Annotated in this window: 18 protein-coding genes; 6 read left to right on the forward strand and 12 right to left on the reverse strand. The window is 51.8% G+C overall.

The annotated features are described in order from the left end of the window. Positions 1-2: 2 nt before the first annotated feature. Positions 3-902 carry a (2E,6E)-farnesyl diphosphate synthase gene (gene ispA, locus AAH450_RS08215; protein ID WP_342909799.1) on the reverse strand — a complete coding sequence of 300 codons (900 nt, stop codon included), beginning with the start codon at positions 900-902 and terminating at the stop codon, positions 3-5. Continuing rightward, positions 902-1,144 (reverse strand): exodeoxyribonuclease VII small subunit, encoded by a 243-nt coding sequence (xseB, locus tag AAH450_RS08220; protein WP_306207464.1) that lies wholly within the window; start codon positions 1,142-1,144, stop codon positions 902-904. Before xseB ends, ispA begins: the two co-directional genes overlap by 1 nt. A gap of 229 nt (positions 1,145-1,373) precedes the next feature. Here xseB and thiI point away from each other — a divergent pair, with 229 nt between their 5' ends. Continuing rightward, positions 1,374-2,822 carry a tRNA uracil 4-sulfurtransferase ThiI gene (gene thiI / locus AAH450_RS08225; protein ID WP_342909800.1) on the forward strand — a complete coding sequence of 483 codons (1,449 nt, stop codon included), beginning with the start codon at positions 1,374-1,376 and terminating at the stop codon, positions 2,820-2,822. 128 nt (positions 2,823-2,950) lie between these two features. On the opposite strand, the gene yajL is transcribed toward thiI, so the two are convergent. Together yajL and panE are read right to left on the reverse strand one after the other, a co-directional pair. Beyond that, positions 2,951-3,556 carry a protein deglycase YajL gene (gene yajL, locus AAH450_RS08230; protein WP_342909801.1) on the reverse strand — a complete coding sequence of 202 codons (606 nt, stop codon included), beginning with the start codon at positions 3,554-3,556 and terminating at the stop codon, positions 2,951-2,953. After that, entirely contained in the window at positions 3,510-4,430 is a 921-nt protein-coding gene (panE, locus tag AAH450_RS08235; RefSeq protein WP_342909802.1) for a 2-dehydropantoate 2-reductase, read from the reverse strand. The genes yajL and panE overlap by 47 nt, the downstream gene beginning before the upstream one ends. 161 nt (positions 4,431-4,591) lie before the next feature. Between panE and AAH450_RS08240 the strand changes: the two genes are divergently transcribed. The 3 genes from AAH450_RS08240 to AAH450_RS08250 all read left to right on the forward strand — a co-directional run bounded on the left by AAH450_RS08240 (position 4,592) and on the right by AAH450_RS08250 (position 6,889). Further along, positions 4,592-5,083: a YajQ family cyclic di-GMP-binding protein gene (locus AAH450_RS08240; protein ID WP_318789910.1), complete on the forward strand. Its 492-nt coding sequence runs from the start codon at positions 4,592-4,594 to the stop codon at positions 5,081-5,083. A 96-nt stretch (positions 5,084-5,179) separates the two neighbouring features. Then, on the forward strand, positions 5,180-5,557 hold the full coding sequence (locus AAH450_RS08245; RefSeq protein ID WP_342909803.1) for a hypothetical protein: 378 nt from the start codon (positions 5,180-5,182) through the stop codon (positions 5,555-5,557). Between the two features lie 168 nt (positions 5,558-5,725). After that, entirely contained in the window at positions 5,726-6,889 is a 1,164-nt protein-coding gene (locus AAH450_RS08250; RefSeq protein WP_342909804.1) for an MFS transporter, read from the forward strand. 239 nt (positions 6,890-7,128) lie between these two features. Here AAH450_RS08250 and AAH450_RS08255 read toward each other — a convergent pair whose 3' ends face one another. The 8 genes from AAH450_RS08255 to AAH450_RS08290 all read right to left on the reverse strand — a co-directional run bounded on the left by AAH450_RS08255 (position 7,129) and on the right by AAH450_RS08290 (position 16,007). Then, positions 7,129-8,496: an MFS transporter gene (locus tag AAH450_RS08255; RefSeq protein WP_342909805.1), complete on the reverse strand. Its 1,368-nt coding sequence runs from the start codon at positions 8,494-8,496 to the stop codon at positions 7,129-7,131. 127 nt (positions 8,497-8,623) lie between these two features. After that, positions 8,624-9,511, reverse strand: coding sequence for a heme o synthase (cyoE, locus tag AAH450_RS08260; protein WP_342909806.1), 888 nt, complete (start codon positions 9,509-9,511; stop codon positions 8,624-8,626). 13 nt (positions 9,512-9,524) lie between these two features. After that, positions 9,525-9,854, reverse strand: a complete 330-nt coding sequence (locus AAH450_RS08265; protein ID WP_306207449.1) for a cytochrome o ubiquinol oxidase subunit IV — start codon at positions 9,852-9,854, stop codon at positions 9,525-9,527. Then, positions 9,854-10,468, reverse strand: coding sequence for a cytochrome o ubiquinol oxidase subunit III (locus AAH450_RS08270; RefSeq protein ID WP_342909807.1), 615 nt, complete (start codon positions 10,466-10,468; stop codon positions 9,854-9,856). The genes AAH450_RS08265 and AAH450_RS08270 overlap by 1 nt, the downstream gene beginning before the upstream one ends. Next, a complete protein-coding gene (gene cyoB / locus AAH450_RS08275) occupies positions 10,458-12,449 on the reverse strand; it encodes a cytochrome o ubiquinol oxidase subunit I (RefSeq protein ID WP_342909808.1) in 1,992 nt (663 codons plus the stop codon). Before cyoB ends, AAH450_RS08270 begins: the two co-directional genes overlap by 11 nt. Before the next feature lie 4 nt (positions 12,450-12,453). Beyond that, on the reverse strand, positions 12,454-13,380 hold the full coding sequence (cyoA, locus tag AAH450_RS08280) for a cytochrome o ubiquinol oxidase subunit II (protein ID WP_342909809.1): 927 nt from the start codon (positions 13,378-13,380) through the stop codon (positions 12,454-12,456). Positions 13,381-13,898: 518 nt separating this feature from the next. Then, entirely contained in the window at positions 13,899-15,380 is a 1,482-nt protein-coding gene (gene ampG / locus AAH450_RS08285; RefSeq protein ID WP_342909810.1) for a muropeptide MFS transporter AmpG, read from the reverse strand. Positions 15,381-15,428: 48 nt separating this feature from the next. Next, positions 15,429-16,007: a lipoprotein gene (locus tag AAH450_RS08290; protein WP_342909811.1), complete on the reverse strand. Its 579-nt coding sequence runs from the start codon at positions 16,005-16,007 to the stop codon at positions 15,429-15,431. Positions 16,008-16,306: 299 nt separating this feature from the next. Here AAH450_RS08290 and bolA point away from each other — a divergent pair, with 299 nt between their 5' ends. Continuing rightward, on the forward strand, positions 16,307-16,621 hold the full coding sequence (gene bolA / locus AAH450_RS08295) for a transcriptional regulator BolA (RefSeq protein WP_318789918.1): 315 nt from the start codon (positions 16,307-16,309) through the stop codon (positions 16,619-16,621). Between the two features lie 320 nt (positions 16,622-16,941). Further along, entirely contained in the window at positions 16,942-18,246 is a 1,305-nt protein-coding gene (gene tig / locus AAH450_RS08300) for a trigger factor (RefSeq protein ID WP_342909812.1), read from the forward strand. Positions 18,247-18,397 lie beyond the last annotated feature (151 nt).

Raw genomic sequence — 18,397 nt, forward strand, 5'->3', positions numbered from 1 at the left:
AGTTATTTATTGCGTTCAATTATGTAACTTGCAAGCGCTTGTAATGATGTTGTAGTAAAGGATTGCGCTGCAAGTGTATCTAATGCGCTGAGTGACTCCTGATAGAGGTCCCACGCTTTGGCCCGCGCACTCTCAAGTCCCATCAGGGCCGGGTAGGTGCTCTTGCCTAAATCCTGATCGGCTCCCTGCCGTTTGCCGAGGATGGCGGTATCGCCTACCACGTCAAGAATATCGTCCTGTACCTGAAACGCCAAACCTATTGCATTCGCATAGCGATCCAGCGCAGGTAATGCTTCACGGCCGCGTTCACCCGCTGCCAGCGCACCAAGGCGCACGGCGGAGCGAATTAATGCCCCCGTTTTATGACGGTGGATCTGTTCCAGCGCCGCAAGGTTAACCTGCTGGCCTTCCGCCGCAAGATCAAGCGCCTGGCCGCCGCACATGCCCGCCACGCCGCTGGCCTGCGCCAGTTCAGAAATCATCGCCACGCGGTATTCAGCGCTTACGCCCGGCATGGGTGTATCAGCCAGTATAGAGAAAGCCAGCGTTTGTAACGCATCGCCAGCTAAAATAGCCGTATCCTCACCAAATTTAATATGGCAGGTCGGCTGGCCGCGGCGCAGGCTGTCATCATCCATTGCGGGCAGATCGTCATGGATCAGTGAATAGGCGTGAATACATTCCACCGCCGCCGCTGGGGCATCCAGCGCCTCGTTATCAGCATGGAGCATTTCGCCGGTGGCGTATACCAGGAAAGGACGCAGGCGTTTACCCCCTAATAATGCCCCATATTCCATCGCTTCTACCAGCGGGGAATTCTGAAACGGCAGCGGCGCGATAAAGCGTTGTATAGCCTGGTTTACCCGCGCATGGTGGGCGGTAAGAAGGGCGCTAAAATCCATTAATCATTTTCCGGCGTGAAGGGCTGTAGGTCAGCTTCTTTATCGTCGCTTAACAGGATCTGCACGCGCTGTTCCGCAGCCTGCAATTTCTGCTGGCCTGCGCGTGCCAGCTGCACGCCGCGTTCAAATTCATTGAGCGCCTCTTCCAGCGGCAGGTCGCCACTTTCAAGACGGGAAACAATCTGCTCCAGCTGCGCAAGGGAGGTTTCGAAGCTGGCTGGCGGTTCGGCTTTTTTTGGCATAATGGCTTTCTGCTCAGTCGGTTTTTACCATGTAGTCGCTCATGGTAGCCGACTCGAAATGATTAGCAAAATAATGATGCTGCTAACGGATGAAGAAGCAGTCACCGGACAGATGTGATACACTCCAGCCCTGGATGTAAAGGGGCGAAGGCTGCTTTGCAATACGATGATTTTACCAGCTAAGTGCGCTTCATTTCAGCACTTAATTGCTCAACGAACCCATGCCGCCATGAAGTTTATCATTAAGTTATTCCCCGAAATTACTATCAAAAGCCAGAGCGTTCGCCTGCGCTTTATCAAAATCCTGACGACGAACATCCGTAATGTCCTCAAGTATAGCGACGAAACGCTGGCCGTAGTACGTCATTGGGATCATATCGAAGTGCGTTCAAAGGATGAAAGCAAGCGAGCCGTGATTGTCGACGAGCTTCAGCGCATCCCCGGCATTCATCACGTGCTGGCGGTGGAAGATCGCGTCTACACGGATATGCACAATATTTTTGAGCAGACGCTGGAGCTGAACCGCGATCGTATTGCAGGGAAAACCTTCTCCGTACGCGTGAAGCGTCGTGGAAAGCATGATTTCAGCTCTCAGGACGTTGAGCGTTATGTGGGCGGCGGGTTAAACCAGCACGTTGAAAGCGCCCAGGTGAAGCTTAACCATCCGCAGGTCACGGTGAATCTGGAGATTGAAGACGATCGTCTGATTCTGGTTACCGGACGCTATGAAGGCATTGGCGGTTTCCCGATTGGCACGCAGGAAGATGTGCTCTCGCTGATTTCCGGCGGCTTTGACTCCGGCGTTTCCAGTTATATGCTGATGCGTCGTGGCTGCCGCGTGCACTACTGCTTCTTTAACCTGGGCGGCGCAGCGCATGAAATTGGCGTGCGTCAGGTCGCGCACTATCTCTGGAACCGTTTTGGCCGCTCGCACAAAGTACGTTTTGTGGCGATCAATTTCGAGCCGGTAGTCGGCGAGATCCTGGAGAAGGTGGAAGACGGCCAGATGGGCGTGGTGCTGAAGCGGATGATGGTGCGTGCCGCCTCCAGAATTGCCGAGCGTTACGACGTACAGGCGCTGGTTACCGGTGAAGCGCTGGGGCAGGTCTCCAGCCAGACGCTGACCAATCTGCGGCTGATCGATAACGCCAGCGATACGCTGATCCTGCGTCCGCTGATTTCCCATGATAAAGAGCACATCATTAATCTGGCGCGCCATATCGGCACGGAAGATTTTGCCCGCACCATGCCGGAATATTGCGGCGTGATTTCAAAAAGCCCGACCGTGAAAGCGGTGAAAGCGAAAATTGAAGCGGAAGAGCAGAACTTCGATTTCGCTATTCTGGACCAGGTGATAACTGAAGCCACTAACGTTGATATTCGACAGATTGCGGAAGAAACCGAGCAGGAAGTGGTGGAAGTAGAGACGGTGGTCTCTTTCGCTGAGAATGATGTGGTGCTGGATATCCGTTCGCCAGATGAGCAGGACGATCGTCCGCTTGATCTCGAAGGTGTGGAGGTCAAAGGGCTGCCGTTCTATAAACTCAGCACGCAGTTTGGCAACCTGGACCAGAGCAAGACCTGGCTGCTCTACTGCGATCGTGGCGTAATGAGCCGGTTGCAGGCGCTCTATCTGCACGAGCAGGGCTTTAAAAACGTCAAAGTTTACCGCCCCTAGCCTGAGAAGGTTTGCACAATTTCTTGTGCAAACCTTTTAATTGTCAGTGGTGCCTTGTTAGTGGCCCTGACAACATATCCTGTTTATGCGCGCTCACAAAGGCGAGAAAACGGCCCAAATGTTCCAGTCTATTCAATCCACTCCCGGTAATCATAAATTCCCGCTGCCAGTACCAGCTCTTTGGCCACCTCATGCGCTTTATCCTTACCCAGGATCAGATCTATCAGCTTCAGCGCAAAGTCGACAGAGGTGCCGGGTGCCTGGCTGGTCAGCAAATTTACACGCGGGTCCCATACCACACGTTTATCCATCCATTTTTCTGCGGGAATAGTCTCTTTCAGGCCGGGAAAACCGGTCATGTTTCCTACGGGAAACAGATTGTGCGGGATGAGTACGGTGCCAGGGGCGGCGCAAATCGCCGCAACAATTCTTCCAGAAAGATGGAACTGACGTACAGTTTCAACCAGTAAGGGGCTATCCCGGAAGGCTTCTGCGCCTTTCAGACCACCCGGCAACACGATAGCGGCAAAATCATTATCGGCTACGGCAACTAATGGCGCATCTGCCAGAAGCCTTACGCCGCGTGAGCAGCGGATCTCGCGGCTGCCATCGTCAGTGACGCTGGCGGTTGTAACTTCTATTCCTGCGCGTACCAACAGATCGATAGTGGTGACGGCCTCCGTCTCTTCACTGCCAGGTGCCAGGCAAACCAGTACCGATACGTTCTCGCTCATAATCTTGTTCCTTTCGCTTAATCATTTCGTAAAGCCGGCTGTTTTCAGGCGTCGCCAGACCCTGTGCCCGTGCGCGGCGGATCACGTAGCCCGTGATGTAATCAATCTCTGTCCTGCGTTCGGAGCGAATATCCTGCAACATGGAAGAGGTGTTAGCGGCGGTGCTGTTGATCACATCCAGCACATAGTCCAGTAGCGCCTCAAGTGAAGTATGCTGGCCTTCCCGTTCCATCACCATTGCCAGTTCACTGCACAAAGCGGTCACTTCCGGTAGATGGTTCAGCAGCTCGCCGTTGGGACAGTCGTACAGGACGGTTAGCGGGTTAATCACGCAGTTCACCGCCAGTTTCTGCCATGCCGCAGAGGCCACATTATTATGCCAGGCCACATCCGGTAACGCGTGCTGAAGCACCTCGGCAAAATCGCTAAGGGCAGCCGCAGCAGGGGAGGTGGGGCCAATATGGGTGATGCCTGCTGCAACATGCACGATAACCGTGCCATCACGTTTGGCGGCATGGGTGGTGATGCCCCTGAGAAAAGGTTGAGGAAGCGATTTTAGCTCATCCAGGGTGCCCATTCCGTTGTGCAGCAGCAGGACCGGACACTCATCGCGCATCATACCCTGCAAGTTTCTGACGGCTTCTGACACCTGCCAGGCTTTCAGCGTCACAAGCAGCAGATCGCTTTCGGCGAGAAATTTCGGATCGTTGGCAATGCAGGTCTTATTAATAACGGTGCCACTCAGGTCGATGACGTTTACCGAGCAATAGGGCTGGGGGACACGCAACCACCCCTGGACCTCGTGTCCCTGAGCCTCGAGAGCGGCTAACCAGATTTGCCCTAATGCTCCGCATCCCAATACGGTAATTTTCATTCATCCTCCCCGCTTACGGGTTGCGTGAGTTCAACCAGGCTGCCGACTTTTATTGGAAACCCGCAGTCCAATATTCTTATTATAGCTTTCATCAACGATGGTTTTTTTACCGGGCCTAAGTGGGTATTATGCATGTCACTTTACGATCAGGAGAATACATCATGCCATCTTTCGATATCGTTTCAGAAATTGACATGCAGGAAGTTCGAAATGCGGTAGAAAATGCCAACCGTGAACTGGCCACGCGCTTCGATTTCCGTAACGTAACGGCCAGCTACGAGCTGATTGAAAACAATGAGTCGATCAAAGTGCTCAGCGAATCTGATTTTCAGGTCAAGCAGCTGGTAGATATTCTGCGTGAAAAACTGCTTAAGCGTGGCATTGAAGGCGCAGCGCTGGAGATCCCGGAAGAGATTGAGCACAGCGGCAAGACCTGGAGCGTGGAAGCCAAAATGAAAAAAGGCATTCCCGCTGACGTAGCGAAGAAGCTGATTAAGCTTATCAAAGAGAGCAAAATGAAAGTGCAGACGCAGATCCAGGGCGATGAGATCCGGGTAACGGGTAAATCACGCGATGATTTGCAGGGCGCAATGGCGCTGGTGCGCGGCGGTGATTTGGGCCAGCCTTTCCAGTTTAAAAACTTCCGCGACTGACTGAAGGCTGGGGTTGACTGCGGGCTGGTTGTGCGATCAGCAGCAGCGCATCTTGCCTGAGGAGTTGATGCCGGGGAGAGCAAGCAGAAGGGGAGAGTGCTTGCAGATTCGCTGCCCAATTCACGCATCAGGAAGGGCGCATCGTTTGCAGAATTATTTATCTGGTCTGGAAGAAGGGCTGAACAGAAAAATGCCGTGAACTCTTCCCTGAGGGCTGCAAAGCGGCTTCCATGCCGCTTAGCTTTTGCTTATCAGCCCTCTCTCCCCCTTAAATTTAGTTTTGCCCGTGTGGAGAGGAAAACCGCCAAATCTAAAACCATTGCCAAAGCCAACACGCTATTTGCTTCTGAACTCCGCCGGCACCGGCATGGGTTTTGGCGTGATCAAATCGGATACAGCTCAGCATGCGGTGAGCATTGGAAATTTAATTACAACATCCTCTGTCGGGGACTTCATGATGCCTTTTCTGGCTGAGTCCTGCGATATCAGGTTTTTCGTTATTGCGCAGAAACTGGCTTTTATTAAATTCCGCAGGCTTTTATTTTAATGAGATGGCAACGGCAGAAACTGGCCTGACGAAGCTCCCTGATGGGGTCAGAGCATCAGTGTTCGATCGGCTGGCAAGGATAATCAACAATCATCATGCATGCGAATAAAACGAAATATTTCATTTTCCTGACGGTATTTCTCGCAGAATTCTCCTTCTTTTTTGCTCTCCCATTGCTGGGGAAAACGCCAGCCCTCAGTGCCTCCAGTGTTTCGGCCTGCCTGGCCGGTGCTGTTATCCTGGAAAGCCTGCTGATGCTGACCTCCACCGGCTATCTTGAACGTTTTTCCAGAAGAACGCTTATTTGCGCTTCCCTTCTGCTGCGAAGCGCCGCGTTTATGACAGTTTTCCTGACTTTGTCATTACCTGCCTGGTTATTCTTCTTCTTCCTTATTGCTGTATCAAAGTCGATTTCCAAACCTTTTTTACGAGAGGTACTGGCCGAAACCCTGAGTGGGCCTGAACTGAAAAAAGCACTCTATACGTTCTCGTTGTGCCAGAACTCAGCCGTATTCGTGGCCCCGATGCTGGCTGTTGCAGCGATGAGGTTTTTGTTTATTGAGACAGTGCTTCTTACGCTGGTCCTCTTGGGGGTAGCGATGGCCGTGGCTGCGGTGCCGCTCATCTACGCCTTCCCATCCAATAAAGCTTCAGCCGGCTCGCCGCTGGCAGGTATGCGCGCGGCATTTCGGGGCGTTATGGCCAGTACCAGCATTCAACGGATCCTGCTTTCGTCGTTCTTCTGCTTTCTCATTATGGGGGTGTTCATCACGGCAACGATGCTCCTGGATAAAATCAATCCCGACATGGGCACGTACTCCGGCTTATTTTTCTCTGTTGTCGGCGTTACCATTTGTCTTTGGCAAGGTGTCGTGGCGAAATTAACCTTCCTGAGCGACAGATACAGCTCACAGATTATTATGATCGGCGGGACGCTATCGTCAGCCTATTTGCTGGGTTCAGTGTCTGTAGCTATCGCGGCGCTGGTTGCCTACAGCATTTATGAATCCGTAATTATTCCTGAGCTTTACTTTAAAGCCACGCTTATACCTTCCGGCATCCCGGCCAGTGTGCTGTTCAGCTACATTCTGATTGTCTCGAATGCTGGTGAGGCATTTGGTTCCTGGATCACTGGATTTGCGATTACGCATATGGCTGACCATATTCCGTTGTTTATATTCATCACGGTGTTTTGCTCCGCGATGATTTCATCCTTATGCCTGATAACAGCCTACAGAAAGGAGGTACCGAGTCTGTGATAGTCTTTGCAACTGGTGGAACGACCAGTAATGCCAGAACAATCGAGCATCCTTAAGGAAATGATTAGTTTGTGACCTCAACAGCGGCGGAAACACTGGCCCCTGTTCAGAAACAGGGCAAAGTTAACATTCGCATTATAGCTTCCCGGATAAGGCTCCTGGGCATGAAGCCTTACTTCCGCTCCGACTTTCCCCTTTAAAGAGAGCACCAGAGATGACACTTATCACCTCATAAATCATCAGACAGCGTCCGCCACCAGCTTCTCGATCTCCGCCCGGTTAGTCACCTTGCTGTCGATCTTCACATAGGCACTTTTCTCTTCCGGTACGATAAACACTGCGGCCACGCCCGGCTGCGCTTTAATGCGCTGCTCAAGCTCCGCTTTTTCCAGCGGACTGTTATTCAGCATGATTCGCAGGCTGCTGACATAAGGCGGCTCTTTCATCGTACAGCTAACAATCAGCCAGAGCGCCGCGACCAGGGTGCCCACCAGGAACACACTCTGGGCGTCAAAATGACCAAAGACCCAACCGCCCATGCTGCCGCCGATGGCCACACCAATAAACTGGCTGGTGGAATAAAGCCCCATCGCCGTGCCTTTATAACCCGGAGGAGATTCCTTACTCACCAGGGAAGGCAGAATAGCTTCCATCAGGTTGAAACCAATAAAGAAGAGCTGCACGCCAACCACCAGCGTCCAGAAGTGGTTACCTGCGCCCCACAGGACAATCTCCGCAACCAGCATCAGCGCCACGCAGCAGACAAATACCCGCTTCATACGACGCTTCACTTCGGCATAAATAATAAACGGGATAACGCCGCAGAAGGCGACAAGCATGGTGACCAGATAAACTTTCCAGTGCTGCTCTGCCGGGAAGCCAGCCCGCTCGAATTCACCCGGCAGGGCAACAAAGCTCGACATCAATAAAATATGCAGGCACATAATGCCAAAGTTGAGTTTTACCAGACGGCTGTTTGCCAGCACATCTTTGATAGAACCTTTAACCATGCCCGATTCACGGTTCAGAATATGCGTCGGCGCAGCAGGTACCACCAGAAGCGTTATAACAATCCCGCAGCTTGCCAGAATAGCAATCATCCAGAACAGCGCATGCAGGCCTAAAGCATGGGTGATGATCGGCCCCAGCACCATGGCGATGGCGAAGGTCACGCCGAAGCTGATGCCAATAAAGGCCATCGCTTTTGTGCGGTTCTGCTCTCTGGTCAGATCGGAGAGCAAAGCCATTACCGCCGCAGCGATAGCGCCCGATCCCTGCAAGGCTCTGCCCAGAATAACGCCCCAGATGGAGGTGGTGCAGGCGGCAATCACGCTGCCGAGAACGAAAATAAGTAATCCACCAACGATAAGCGGCTTACGGCCAATACGGTCCGATAACAGCCCAAAGGGGATCTGGAATACGGCCTGCGTTAAACCGTAGATGCCAATAGCGAGTCCAATTAATGCCTCTGTTGCTCCCTGTAATGCCATGCCATAAGTCGTCAGGACCGGCAGCACCATAAACATGCCCAGCATGCGCAGGGAAAAGACCGTCCCCAAACCCCATGTCGCACGCAGCTCGACTGGAGTCATTTTATTATCGTTCATTACTACCTCAGTTTATCTGGTCGACGTATTTTAGGCGGCGGGGCAGGGCGGGTAAAATAATACTTATCGCGAAGTGGTAACAAAAAGAAAGGGCGCGATAATCGCGCCCTTTGTGATGAGGTCTGTGCTACCTGACCATCGTCAGCAGGTCTTTCGAGGCCGGAGCCATAAAGTCTACTGACATCATGACGCTGAGCGCCGTGATGGCCACAATGGAGAAGACAAACAGCTTACGGGCCCAAACGCGGTCATTCTGCGTTTTATAGCCTGAAAGCGCCATGCCCAACCACCACACGCTAACCGCTGCTGCAACAATCAGATATTTGTAGCCGGCATATCCCCCCAGCGTCAGCATCAGGGTGGCAATCATAAACGCCAGGATATAGAGCGTAATATGATTTTTTGCTACCGAAATGCCTTTTACCACCGGCAGAACCGGGATATTCGCGGCCTGGTAATCTTTAAAGCGGAAGATAGCAATCGCATAGGAATGCGGCATCTGCCACAGGCTAAAGATAGCCAGCAGGATTAACGCGCCAGCATCAAACTGGTTGGTGACAGCACAGTAGCCAATCACCGGCGGCGCAGCGCCGGAAAGGCTACCAATCAGCGTGCCATACACAGACTTGCGCTTCATATAGAGGCTGTAAACGCCCACATAAACCACAAAGCCCATCACCGCCAGCCACATGGCCAGCGGATTTGCTCCGAAATACAGCAACGCGAATCCAGCAATACCCAGAACGGTTGCATAAACCAGAGAGACTGTCGGAGAAATGAGGCCTTTTACCAGCACTCGATTTCTGGTCCTCTCCATTTTTACGTCGATGTCACGGTCGATAAAGTTGTTATAGACACAACCTGATGCGACCACCAACGAGACACCAACCAAGGTGGAGAGAAACAGGGCATAGTCGATGCTGCCTTTAGAGGCCAGCAGGAATCCCCCGATTACAGAAATTAAATTTCCGAAAATAATTCCTGGTTTCGTTACTTGCAGGTATTGCTTTATCATCACGGGCAGCTCTTTAGTGGACCATCATGTTGTAATTGAGGTTCCACATAATCCATATAGAGCCCACTACAACGATCAGAATAATGACGGCAGAGAAGATAATTGCCACCAGATTCCAACGCTGGTCGGTAGAGGTGCTGAGGTGCAGGAAGTAATAAAGATGCACCAGCACCTGAATGACTGCGGTCACGATGACAACGGCCAGGATAGTTCCCTTAGACGCGCCGCCGCTCATAACCATCCAGAAAGGAATAGCAGTCAGAATGATCGACAGAATAAAACCGATCATGTAGGTCTTCACGCTACCGTGCGAGGTACCATGATCGCTTAATGTCTTGCTCATTACATGGCCCCCAGCAGATATACGATGGTGAATACACAAATCCAGACAACGTCCAGGAAGTGCCAGAACATGCTCAGACACATCACACGCGTATGGTTGGTAGAGGTCAGACCTTTAGTGGCAACCTGATACATCAGTACCAGCATCCAGATTAAACCGCAGGTCACGTGCAGACCGTGCGTACCTACCAGCGTAAAGAATCCTGAAAGGAAGCCGCTACGCTGTGGGCCGAAGCCTTCGGCAATCAGATGATGGAACTCATAGATTTCCATTGAGATAAAGCCTGCACCCAGCAGGAACGTCACCGCCAGCCAACCCAGTACGGTTGATTTGGTGCCTTTTTCCATGCTGATCACGGCAAACCCGTAGGTGATGGAGCTGAACAGCAGCAGCGCTGTTTCGCCCAAAACAAACGGTAACTCAAAGATATCTTTACCTGCAGGGCCGCCAGCTGTGCTGTTGACCATTACTGCATAGGTCGCAAACAGCGTTGCGAAGATAATGCAGTCACTCATCAGGTAGATCCAGAAGCCAAAGAGTTTATTGGCTCCTGCATCGTGATGCCCATGCTCCGCATGGGCGTCGTGGTGTTTAGTCAGAGTTTCAGTCGACATTTTTCAGACCTGCTTTGCTAATTTCATCAAAGTGCTGATTCTCGATTTTTTCGATCTCGGCAACGGGAACGTAGTAGTCAACGTCTTCGTCAAAGCTCTTGATGATCCAGGTTAAGATCATACCGAGGAACGTCAGACCTACCAGCCACCAGATGTGCCAGATAGCCGCGAAACCAAACACCAGGCTGAAGGCTCCGATAACCACACCAGCGCCGCTGTTTTTCGGCATGTGGATCTCTTCGTAATGCTCAGGCTGTTTGTATGCTTCGCCTTTCTCTTTCATTTCCCAGAACGCATCGCGCTCGTGAATGACAGGAACTTTAGCAAAGTTATAGAACGGTGGTGGTGAAGAGGTTGCCCACTCCAGCGTACGACCGCCCCATGGGTCACCGGTCACATCACGCAGCTGCTCACGGTCACGTACAGAGACCCAGAACTGCGTAACCTGGCACAGCACACCACATGCAATCAGCGCGGCACCGCCCGCAGCAACCACCAGCAGAGCGTGGAACTGTGGATCGATATCCTGGCTCAGACGACGGGTCATCCCCATGAAGCCCAGTGCGTACAGCGGCATAAAGGCAACGAAGAAACCAATAATCCAGAACCAGAAGGCACGGATACCCCATTTTTCGTTCAGGCAGAAGCCGAACGCTTTCGGGAACCAGTAAGTCACACCAGCGAAGCAACCAAACACCACACCACCGATAATCACGTTATGGAAGTGTGCAATCAGGAACAGACTGTTGTGCAGCACGAAGTCCGCACCCGGCACCGCCAGCAGAACACCGGTCATACCACCTACAGAGAAGGTGACCAGGAAGCCTACGGTCCACAACATAGCAGAGTGCATCTGAATGCGGCCCTGGTACATGGTGAACAGCCAGTTGAAGATTTTAACACCGGTCGGAATGGCGATAATCATCGTCATGATACCGAAGAAGGCGTTAACGTTCGCACCGGCGCCCATGGTGAAGAAGTGGTGCAGCCAGACCACAAAGGAGAGAACGGTAATAACAACCGTCGCCCAGACCAATGAGGTATAACCAAACAGACGCTTTTTAGAGAAGGTCGCCACCACTTCGGAGAAGACACCGAAGACAGGCAGAACCAGGATGTACACTTCCGGATGTCCCCAAACCCAAATCAGGTTTACGTACATCATCATGTTGCCGCCCATTTCATTGGTGAAGAAATGGAAGCCCAGATAACGATCCAGAGTCAACAGTGCCAGCGTCACGGTCAGAACCGGGAAGGAGACAATGATCAGCACGTTAGTACAAAGTGAAGCCCAGGTGAACACCGGCATTTTGAACATGGTCATGCCAGGCGCACGCATTCTCAGGATAGTAACGAAGAAGTTAATACCTGTTAATGTCGTACCGATACCCGAAAGTTGCAGGCTCCATATCCAGTAGTCAACGCCGACCCCCGGACTGTATTCCGCGCCGGAAAGTGGCGGATAGGCCAGCCAGCCGGTCTGAGCAAATTCGCCCACGCCCAGTGACAGGTTAACCAGCACCACACCCACAGCCGTGAACCAGAAGCTCAGGTTGTTCAGGAACGGGAAGGCCACATCGCGTGCACCGATCTGTAGAGGAACAGCAATGTTCATCAGACCAATAACAAACGGCATCGCCACGAAGAAGATCATGATCACGCCGTGGGCGGTGAAGATCTGGTCGTAGTGATGGGGCGGTAAGAATCCGGCCTCGCCAGCCGAAGCCAGCACCTGCTGGCTACGCATCATCACCGCATCGGCAAAGCCGCGCAGCAACATGACGAAAGCCACAATGATATACATGATACCGAGTTTTTTGTGGTCAACAGACGTCAGCCATTCTGACCACAGATATTGCCACTTACCGAAGTAAGTTATTGCTCCGGCAACAGCCAGACCACCAAGAATGATGGCGGCAACCGTAACCACGATAATCGGTTCGTGATACGGTACTGCATCAAGGGTTAATTTTCCCAACATCGTATTATTCCTCGGCTCCCGCTTTAGCGGCTTCGCTCATGTCCATGCCTTCGTGCTCCGACATGTCCATTTTCCCGTGGTTCATCTTGAATTTACCAATCACCTGGGTGAACAATTCAGGATTCGCCGTGGAGAAGAACTGCACCGGATGGTTTTCGCTTGGCGCTGCCAGTTTCTCGAAATCATCCATAGTCGTCAGCGTGTTAGGTGATTGTTTCGCTTTTGCTACCCACTGCTCAAAAGCGGCATTGTCAGGGGTGGCAATCGCTTTGAACTTCATACCAGAGAAGCCGCGACCACTGAAGTTGGAGGAAATGCCGTCAAACGTACCTGGTTCATTCGCAATCAGGTGCAGTTTAGTCTGCATCCCCGCCATAGCGTAAATCTGGCTACCCAGGGTTGGAATGAAGAAGGAGTTCATTACGGAGTTAGACGTGATCTTGAAGCTCACCGGCGTATTGGCCGGGAAAGCGATCTGGTTCACGGTTGCAATACCCTGTTCCGGGTAAATGAACAACCACTTCCAGTCCAGTGCAACCACATCTATCTCAATTGGCTTCACATCAGAGGCCAGAGGCTTACCCGGTTCCAGCGCGTGGGTAGATTTCCACGTCAGGATAGCCAGGAAAAGAATAATTAAGATGGGAACAGTCCAGACAACGGCTTCCACTTTATTCGAGTGTGACCAGTTAGGGCTGTATTTTGCATTGGTATTGGATGCCCGATATTTCCAGGCGAACACCACGGCCATTAAGACTGCGGGAATAACGACGATCATCATCAAGCCGAAGGCTGTCAGGATCAGCGAACGTTGCTCCAGTGCAATCTGTCCTTTGGGATTCAATAACGCACTATCACAGCCACTTAACAATAAAGTGCCTGCAATTAATGACAAAATCCCCAAACTTTTATTGTATTTCATGAGTCTCATTTAACGACCTCAATGACAAGGGCTCTATTGTCGTTTAAGTGTGGCGGCATTTTACGGGAACGTTTCAGTACTGTAAACCAGCAACATCTTGTGTCAGCGCCGTGTTGACACCTTTTGCAAACACTGTCACAGATGTTGCTGGAGGTGACAAATTATCATTTATAGCAAGGGTTTGCTGCCAATATAACAAAAAACAATGGTAACCCCGTATTTGGCATGACCTCTGCTATAAACAGCGAATCTGTCATTCAAATATTTAACATCTCTGTATCATTTGTGAGATTTACTTTAAACAATACTAATAACGCACCGGTTTTTAATATAGACAGAGATTGTAATGTAAAGATGAAAAGGTGCAGGGAAATAATGAAAAAGGTGAAAATGTGCATCCACTGATTGTTAAAAAACGGCGGTATACTGTGCGCGACCGCCGTTTTTTCCGCGCTGATAACGGGTTGGATTGTTAAAAAATTGTATTCACGCAGCGGGATAATTTTAATGGGTGACAAAAAATAACGTTAATTTCCTGGCTCCCCGTTACGCTGCGCTAAAAAGTCCAGCAGGCTGCCGGTCACAATCCCTGTCAGTGCCAAAAAAGTACCTGATTCAAGCAGAACGCTAATGAGTGTACCAGCATCCAGCACATTTGTTGCACGTAAAGCCAGCAGAAGTAACCCGGCGATAAGCAGAACGGCCCCGGTTTTTAACGCCCTTAATGCCCAGCGATACCCTGCCTGGAAACGGGTGCGCGGCAGGAAGGATTGATGCGTTTGCGCATGTTCCAGCGTTCTGCGGCAGCCCGCCAGGAGAAGTAGCCCAGGCAACGCTGCCACGACGGAAAATGCGTAAAAAGTTGGCCATCCCCATCCCTCAACAAACCAGCCAGCAACCGGTCCGACATAGACGCGGCCAACGGCTGAAAGTGCGGAGAGCAGGGCAAACTGAGTGGCGGAGAAAGATTTATTGCAGAGCGTCATCAGCAGCGCCACAAACGCTGCGGTTCCCATGCCGCCGCAAAGATTCTCCACAAATACGGCTGCCGCCATGCTGTACAGATGTTTATCCGTTACGGCCAGTATCCAGTAGCCGAGGTTGGAAATCGCCTGCAAAATACCAAACAGCATTAACGCTCTGAACAGACTCAGGCGCTGCATCAAAATACCGCCGTAGAGGGCACCGATGATCGTAGCGATTAACCCCAGCGTTTTGTTGACCAGGCCCACATCGCCGGCATCAAACCCTACTCCCCGAATCAGGAAGATCGTGGTCAGGCTGGCGGCAAAAGCGTCACCAAGCTTATAAAGAACGATCAGAGAGAGGATAAGCCACGCGTTATTGCGGTTGAAAAAGTCGTGAAGCGGGGCGATGACCGCCTCCTCCAGAGTGTGTGGCCGGTTGACCGCATCAGAAGGCTCTTTCGCTAACAGCGTCGCTATCACGGCTGGGATCATCATGGCGGCCATCAGCCACCAGATCGCCTGCCAGCCCAGATAACGGTCGGCCAGCCAGAGTGCCAGCCCACCTGAGACCAGCATTGCCAGACGGTAACCAAGTACGCTCACCGCCGCGCCGCTTCCCCGCTCTTCCGGGGGCAGCACATCCGTTTTCCAGGCATCAAAAACGATATCCTGCGAGGCAGAGCAGAATGCAACAAGCACCGCCAGGGCAGCCAGAAGCGTGAGATCTTCAGAGGGCTGCATAAAACCCATCAGAGCGATGCCAACGATCAGCAGAATCTGGGTGATCAGCAGCCAGCCGCGACGACGTCCCAAAAATGGAGGGGTGTAGCGGTCCATCAGCGGAGACCAGAGGAATTTGAAGACGTAAGCCTGGCCCACCAGCGAGAAGAAACCTATCGTTTTGATATCAACATTTTCAACGGCCATCCAGGCCTGTAACGTGCCGGAGGTGAGCGCCAGCGGCAAACCGGAAGCGAAGCCAAGGATAAGAAGAAGGGCGGCATTACGTTGGGTGAAGATCTGGAGGTAGTGGCTGGGCATACAAACCTTAAAACATAGCCCGCCGGGATCCCGACGGGCACAGGCCAATTAACGGGCGTTTTGCTTGATAAACTCGTGAATACTGGTGTCCTGAGCCATATCGGCAATCACGTCGCTAACGGTTGAATTAACCGCGTTGGTGATTTTCGCGTTGGTCGCTGAAAAAGCGCCTTCAACACTGTAGGTCTGACGGTAGTTCTTCACCTGCTTGTTGCCGTTTTTAGCCGTAGCGACGATAGAGATATCCGCTTTGGTCGTAATGCTGTAACGCACGCTACCCTGCGTCACGTCGGCATAGAGGTTATTAACGATGATCTGGAGATCAACTGCGCCATTCGGCCCAATCATATAACCGCGAGCGCCCATCTGCTTCTCCAGCACTTCCTGTAGCAGGAAGCGCAGGTCGCGAGAAGGCGTCAGGGTAACTAACTGTCCGTCACGGTTAACTTTTGCCAGTGCCTGATCGCTGCGCTGATCGGCACCGTTGATGCTGACGGTGATGCCTGCCAGGCTCGGATCCTGCTGTGGAAGCTGGATTTTAGGGGAAACGGTGATTGTATTGCTGTTGCTTGCACAGCCAGCCAGAACAAACAGGGCCAGCAGAGGGAAAATTATTTTTTTTAACATGCTTGTTTTCTCGATGACAAAAGGTGTGATGCTGACAAAACTGCGGCCATCATATCATCGCCTGTATCAAGAGGAAGCCCTGATAGCGCGTAAATTCATCGCCTTGCACTTTTTTTACGCCAGTCCGGCAAAAAATGTTAGCGCCGGGCGACATCCGCCGTTGCTATTAAGCGAGTGAAAATGCAGGGTAGCGGAGATCCGGTGCGGGTTATTTTTATCAAAATGTGTCGGAAAAGGTAATAAACCAGCTAATATTTAGTGGGATGGGGCAATGCTCATGGTTGCAAAGGAGTCCAGATATGATCCGCGAAGAAATAGAAGAAAAGTTAAGAATGGCGTTTACGCCTGTTCATCTGGAAGTGCATGACGAAAGCTATCGTCATAACGTCCCAGCGGGCGCAGAAAGCCACTTTAAAGTGATTATTGTCAGCGATAGCTTTATCAACCAGCGGTTTCTTATGCGTCATCGTACTATTTATAGTGCGCTGGCGGATGAGCTGGCTGGAAGCGTGCACGCGCTGGCTTTACATACCTACACCGTTAAGGAGTGGGAAGGATTGCAGGATACCGTTCCTTCATCGCCAAACTGTCGTGGAGCAGGAATGCTGGCCTGAAGCACATTTCCTACCTGAAGCGGCCTGCGGGCCGCTTTGTCATTTCTGAGGCAAATCGCCCAACGCACCCACTTTTCTGCCATTAATCCGCTAAAAGGTGTGAACCAGACGAAATGTCGGAGGTAAGCAGCCTCGACTAGCCCTGATGATGCCGCTATAATGCTGCGTCTATTTTTCCGGAATGTCTTCGGGACGCTTTTGGTAACAGGGAATGCGGTTCTGGCATCAGAAGCCGTCCCGGTTCTTAGTCTCTACCCTGTTTCTTGCGGAGCAGGGAGGGTCTGAAGTTGACCGAGCACGTGATTTTTTGAGGTAATAAGATGCAAGCTTCAGTAGAAACAACTCAGGGCCTGGGCCGTCGCGTTACGATTACCGTTGATAAAGACGTGATTGAAAATGCGGTGAAAAGTGAGCTGGTCAACGTATCTAAAAAGGTACGTATCGACGGTTTCCGCAAAGGGAAAGTGCCGATGACTGTCGTAGCTCAGCGCTACGGTGCCTCTGTTCGCCAGGACGTTCTGGGCGACCTGATGCAGCGCAACTTCGTTGACGCCATCATCAAAGAGAAAATTAATCCGGCTGGCGCACCAAGCTACATGCCAGGCGAATACAAAGTGGGTGAAGACTTTACCTTTACGGTTGAGTTTGAAGTGTACCCGGAAGTTGAGCTGAAAGGTCTGGACGCAATCGAAGTTGAAAAACCGGTTGTAGAAGTGACTGACGCCGACGTTGACACCATGCTGGATACCCTGCGCAAGCAGCAGGCCACCTGGAAAGAGACCGACCGCGCAGCAGAAGCCGAAGACCGTATCACTATTGATTTCAACGGTTCTGTAGACGGTGAAGAGTTCGAAGGCGGCAAAGCGTCTGACTTCGTACTGGCTATGGGCCAGGGTCGTATGATCCCAGGCTTCGAAGAGGGTGTTGTTGGCCACAAAGCGGGCGAAACCTTCACTATCGACGTTAACTTCCCGGACGATTACCACGCTGAAAACCTGAAAGGGAAAGCGGCGAAGTTTGAAATCGTTCTGAAGAAAGTGGAAGAGCGTGAGCTGCCAGAATTCACCGAAGAGTTTATCAAGCGTTTCGGCGTGGAAGATGGTTCGGTTGCGGGTCTGCGTACCGAAGTGCGTAAAAACATGGAGCGCGAGCTGAAAGGCGCCGTGCGTAACCGTGTGAAGACTCAGGCTATTGACGGCCTGGTCAGCGCTAACGACATCGAAGTGCCAGCGGCACTGATCGACGGCGAAATCGACGTGCTGCGTCGTCAGGCTGCACAGCGCTTTGGCGGCAACGAGAAGCAGGCTTTAGAGCTGCCTCGCGAGCTGTTCGAAGAGCAGGCTAAGCGTCGTGTTGTGGTTGGCCTTCTGCTGGGCGAAGTAATTCGTACCCACGAACTGAAAGCTGATGAAGATCGCGTAAAAGAGCTGATCGAAGAGATGGCTTCCGCTTACGAAGATCCGTCAGAAGTGGTTGAGTTCTACAGCAAGAACAATGAGCTGATGAACAACATGCGTAACGTTGCGCTGGAAGAGCAGGCTGTTGAAGCCGTGCTGGAGAAAGCCAAAGTGACCGAAAAGGCCACTAACTTCCAGGAACTAATGAACCAGGCGCAACCAGCCTGATTTACTGAGCCTGAAAGTTAATTGCAAGCCCGCGGTCATCATGACCGCGGGCTTTTTTTGTTTTATTCGTTGCCCGGATGTGCCATTTGACCTCTGTTCGCTCATTAAACCGGCAAAATATCGACTAAGCTATTTTTCCTGGTTAGCAGTT

Source organism: Erwinia magellanica, from assembly GCF_039023495.1.
Taxonomy (GTDB): domain Bacteria; phylum Pseudomonadota; class Gammaproteobacteria; order Enterobacterales; family Enterobacteriaceae; genus Erwinia.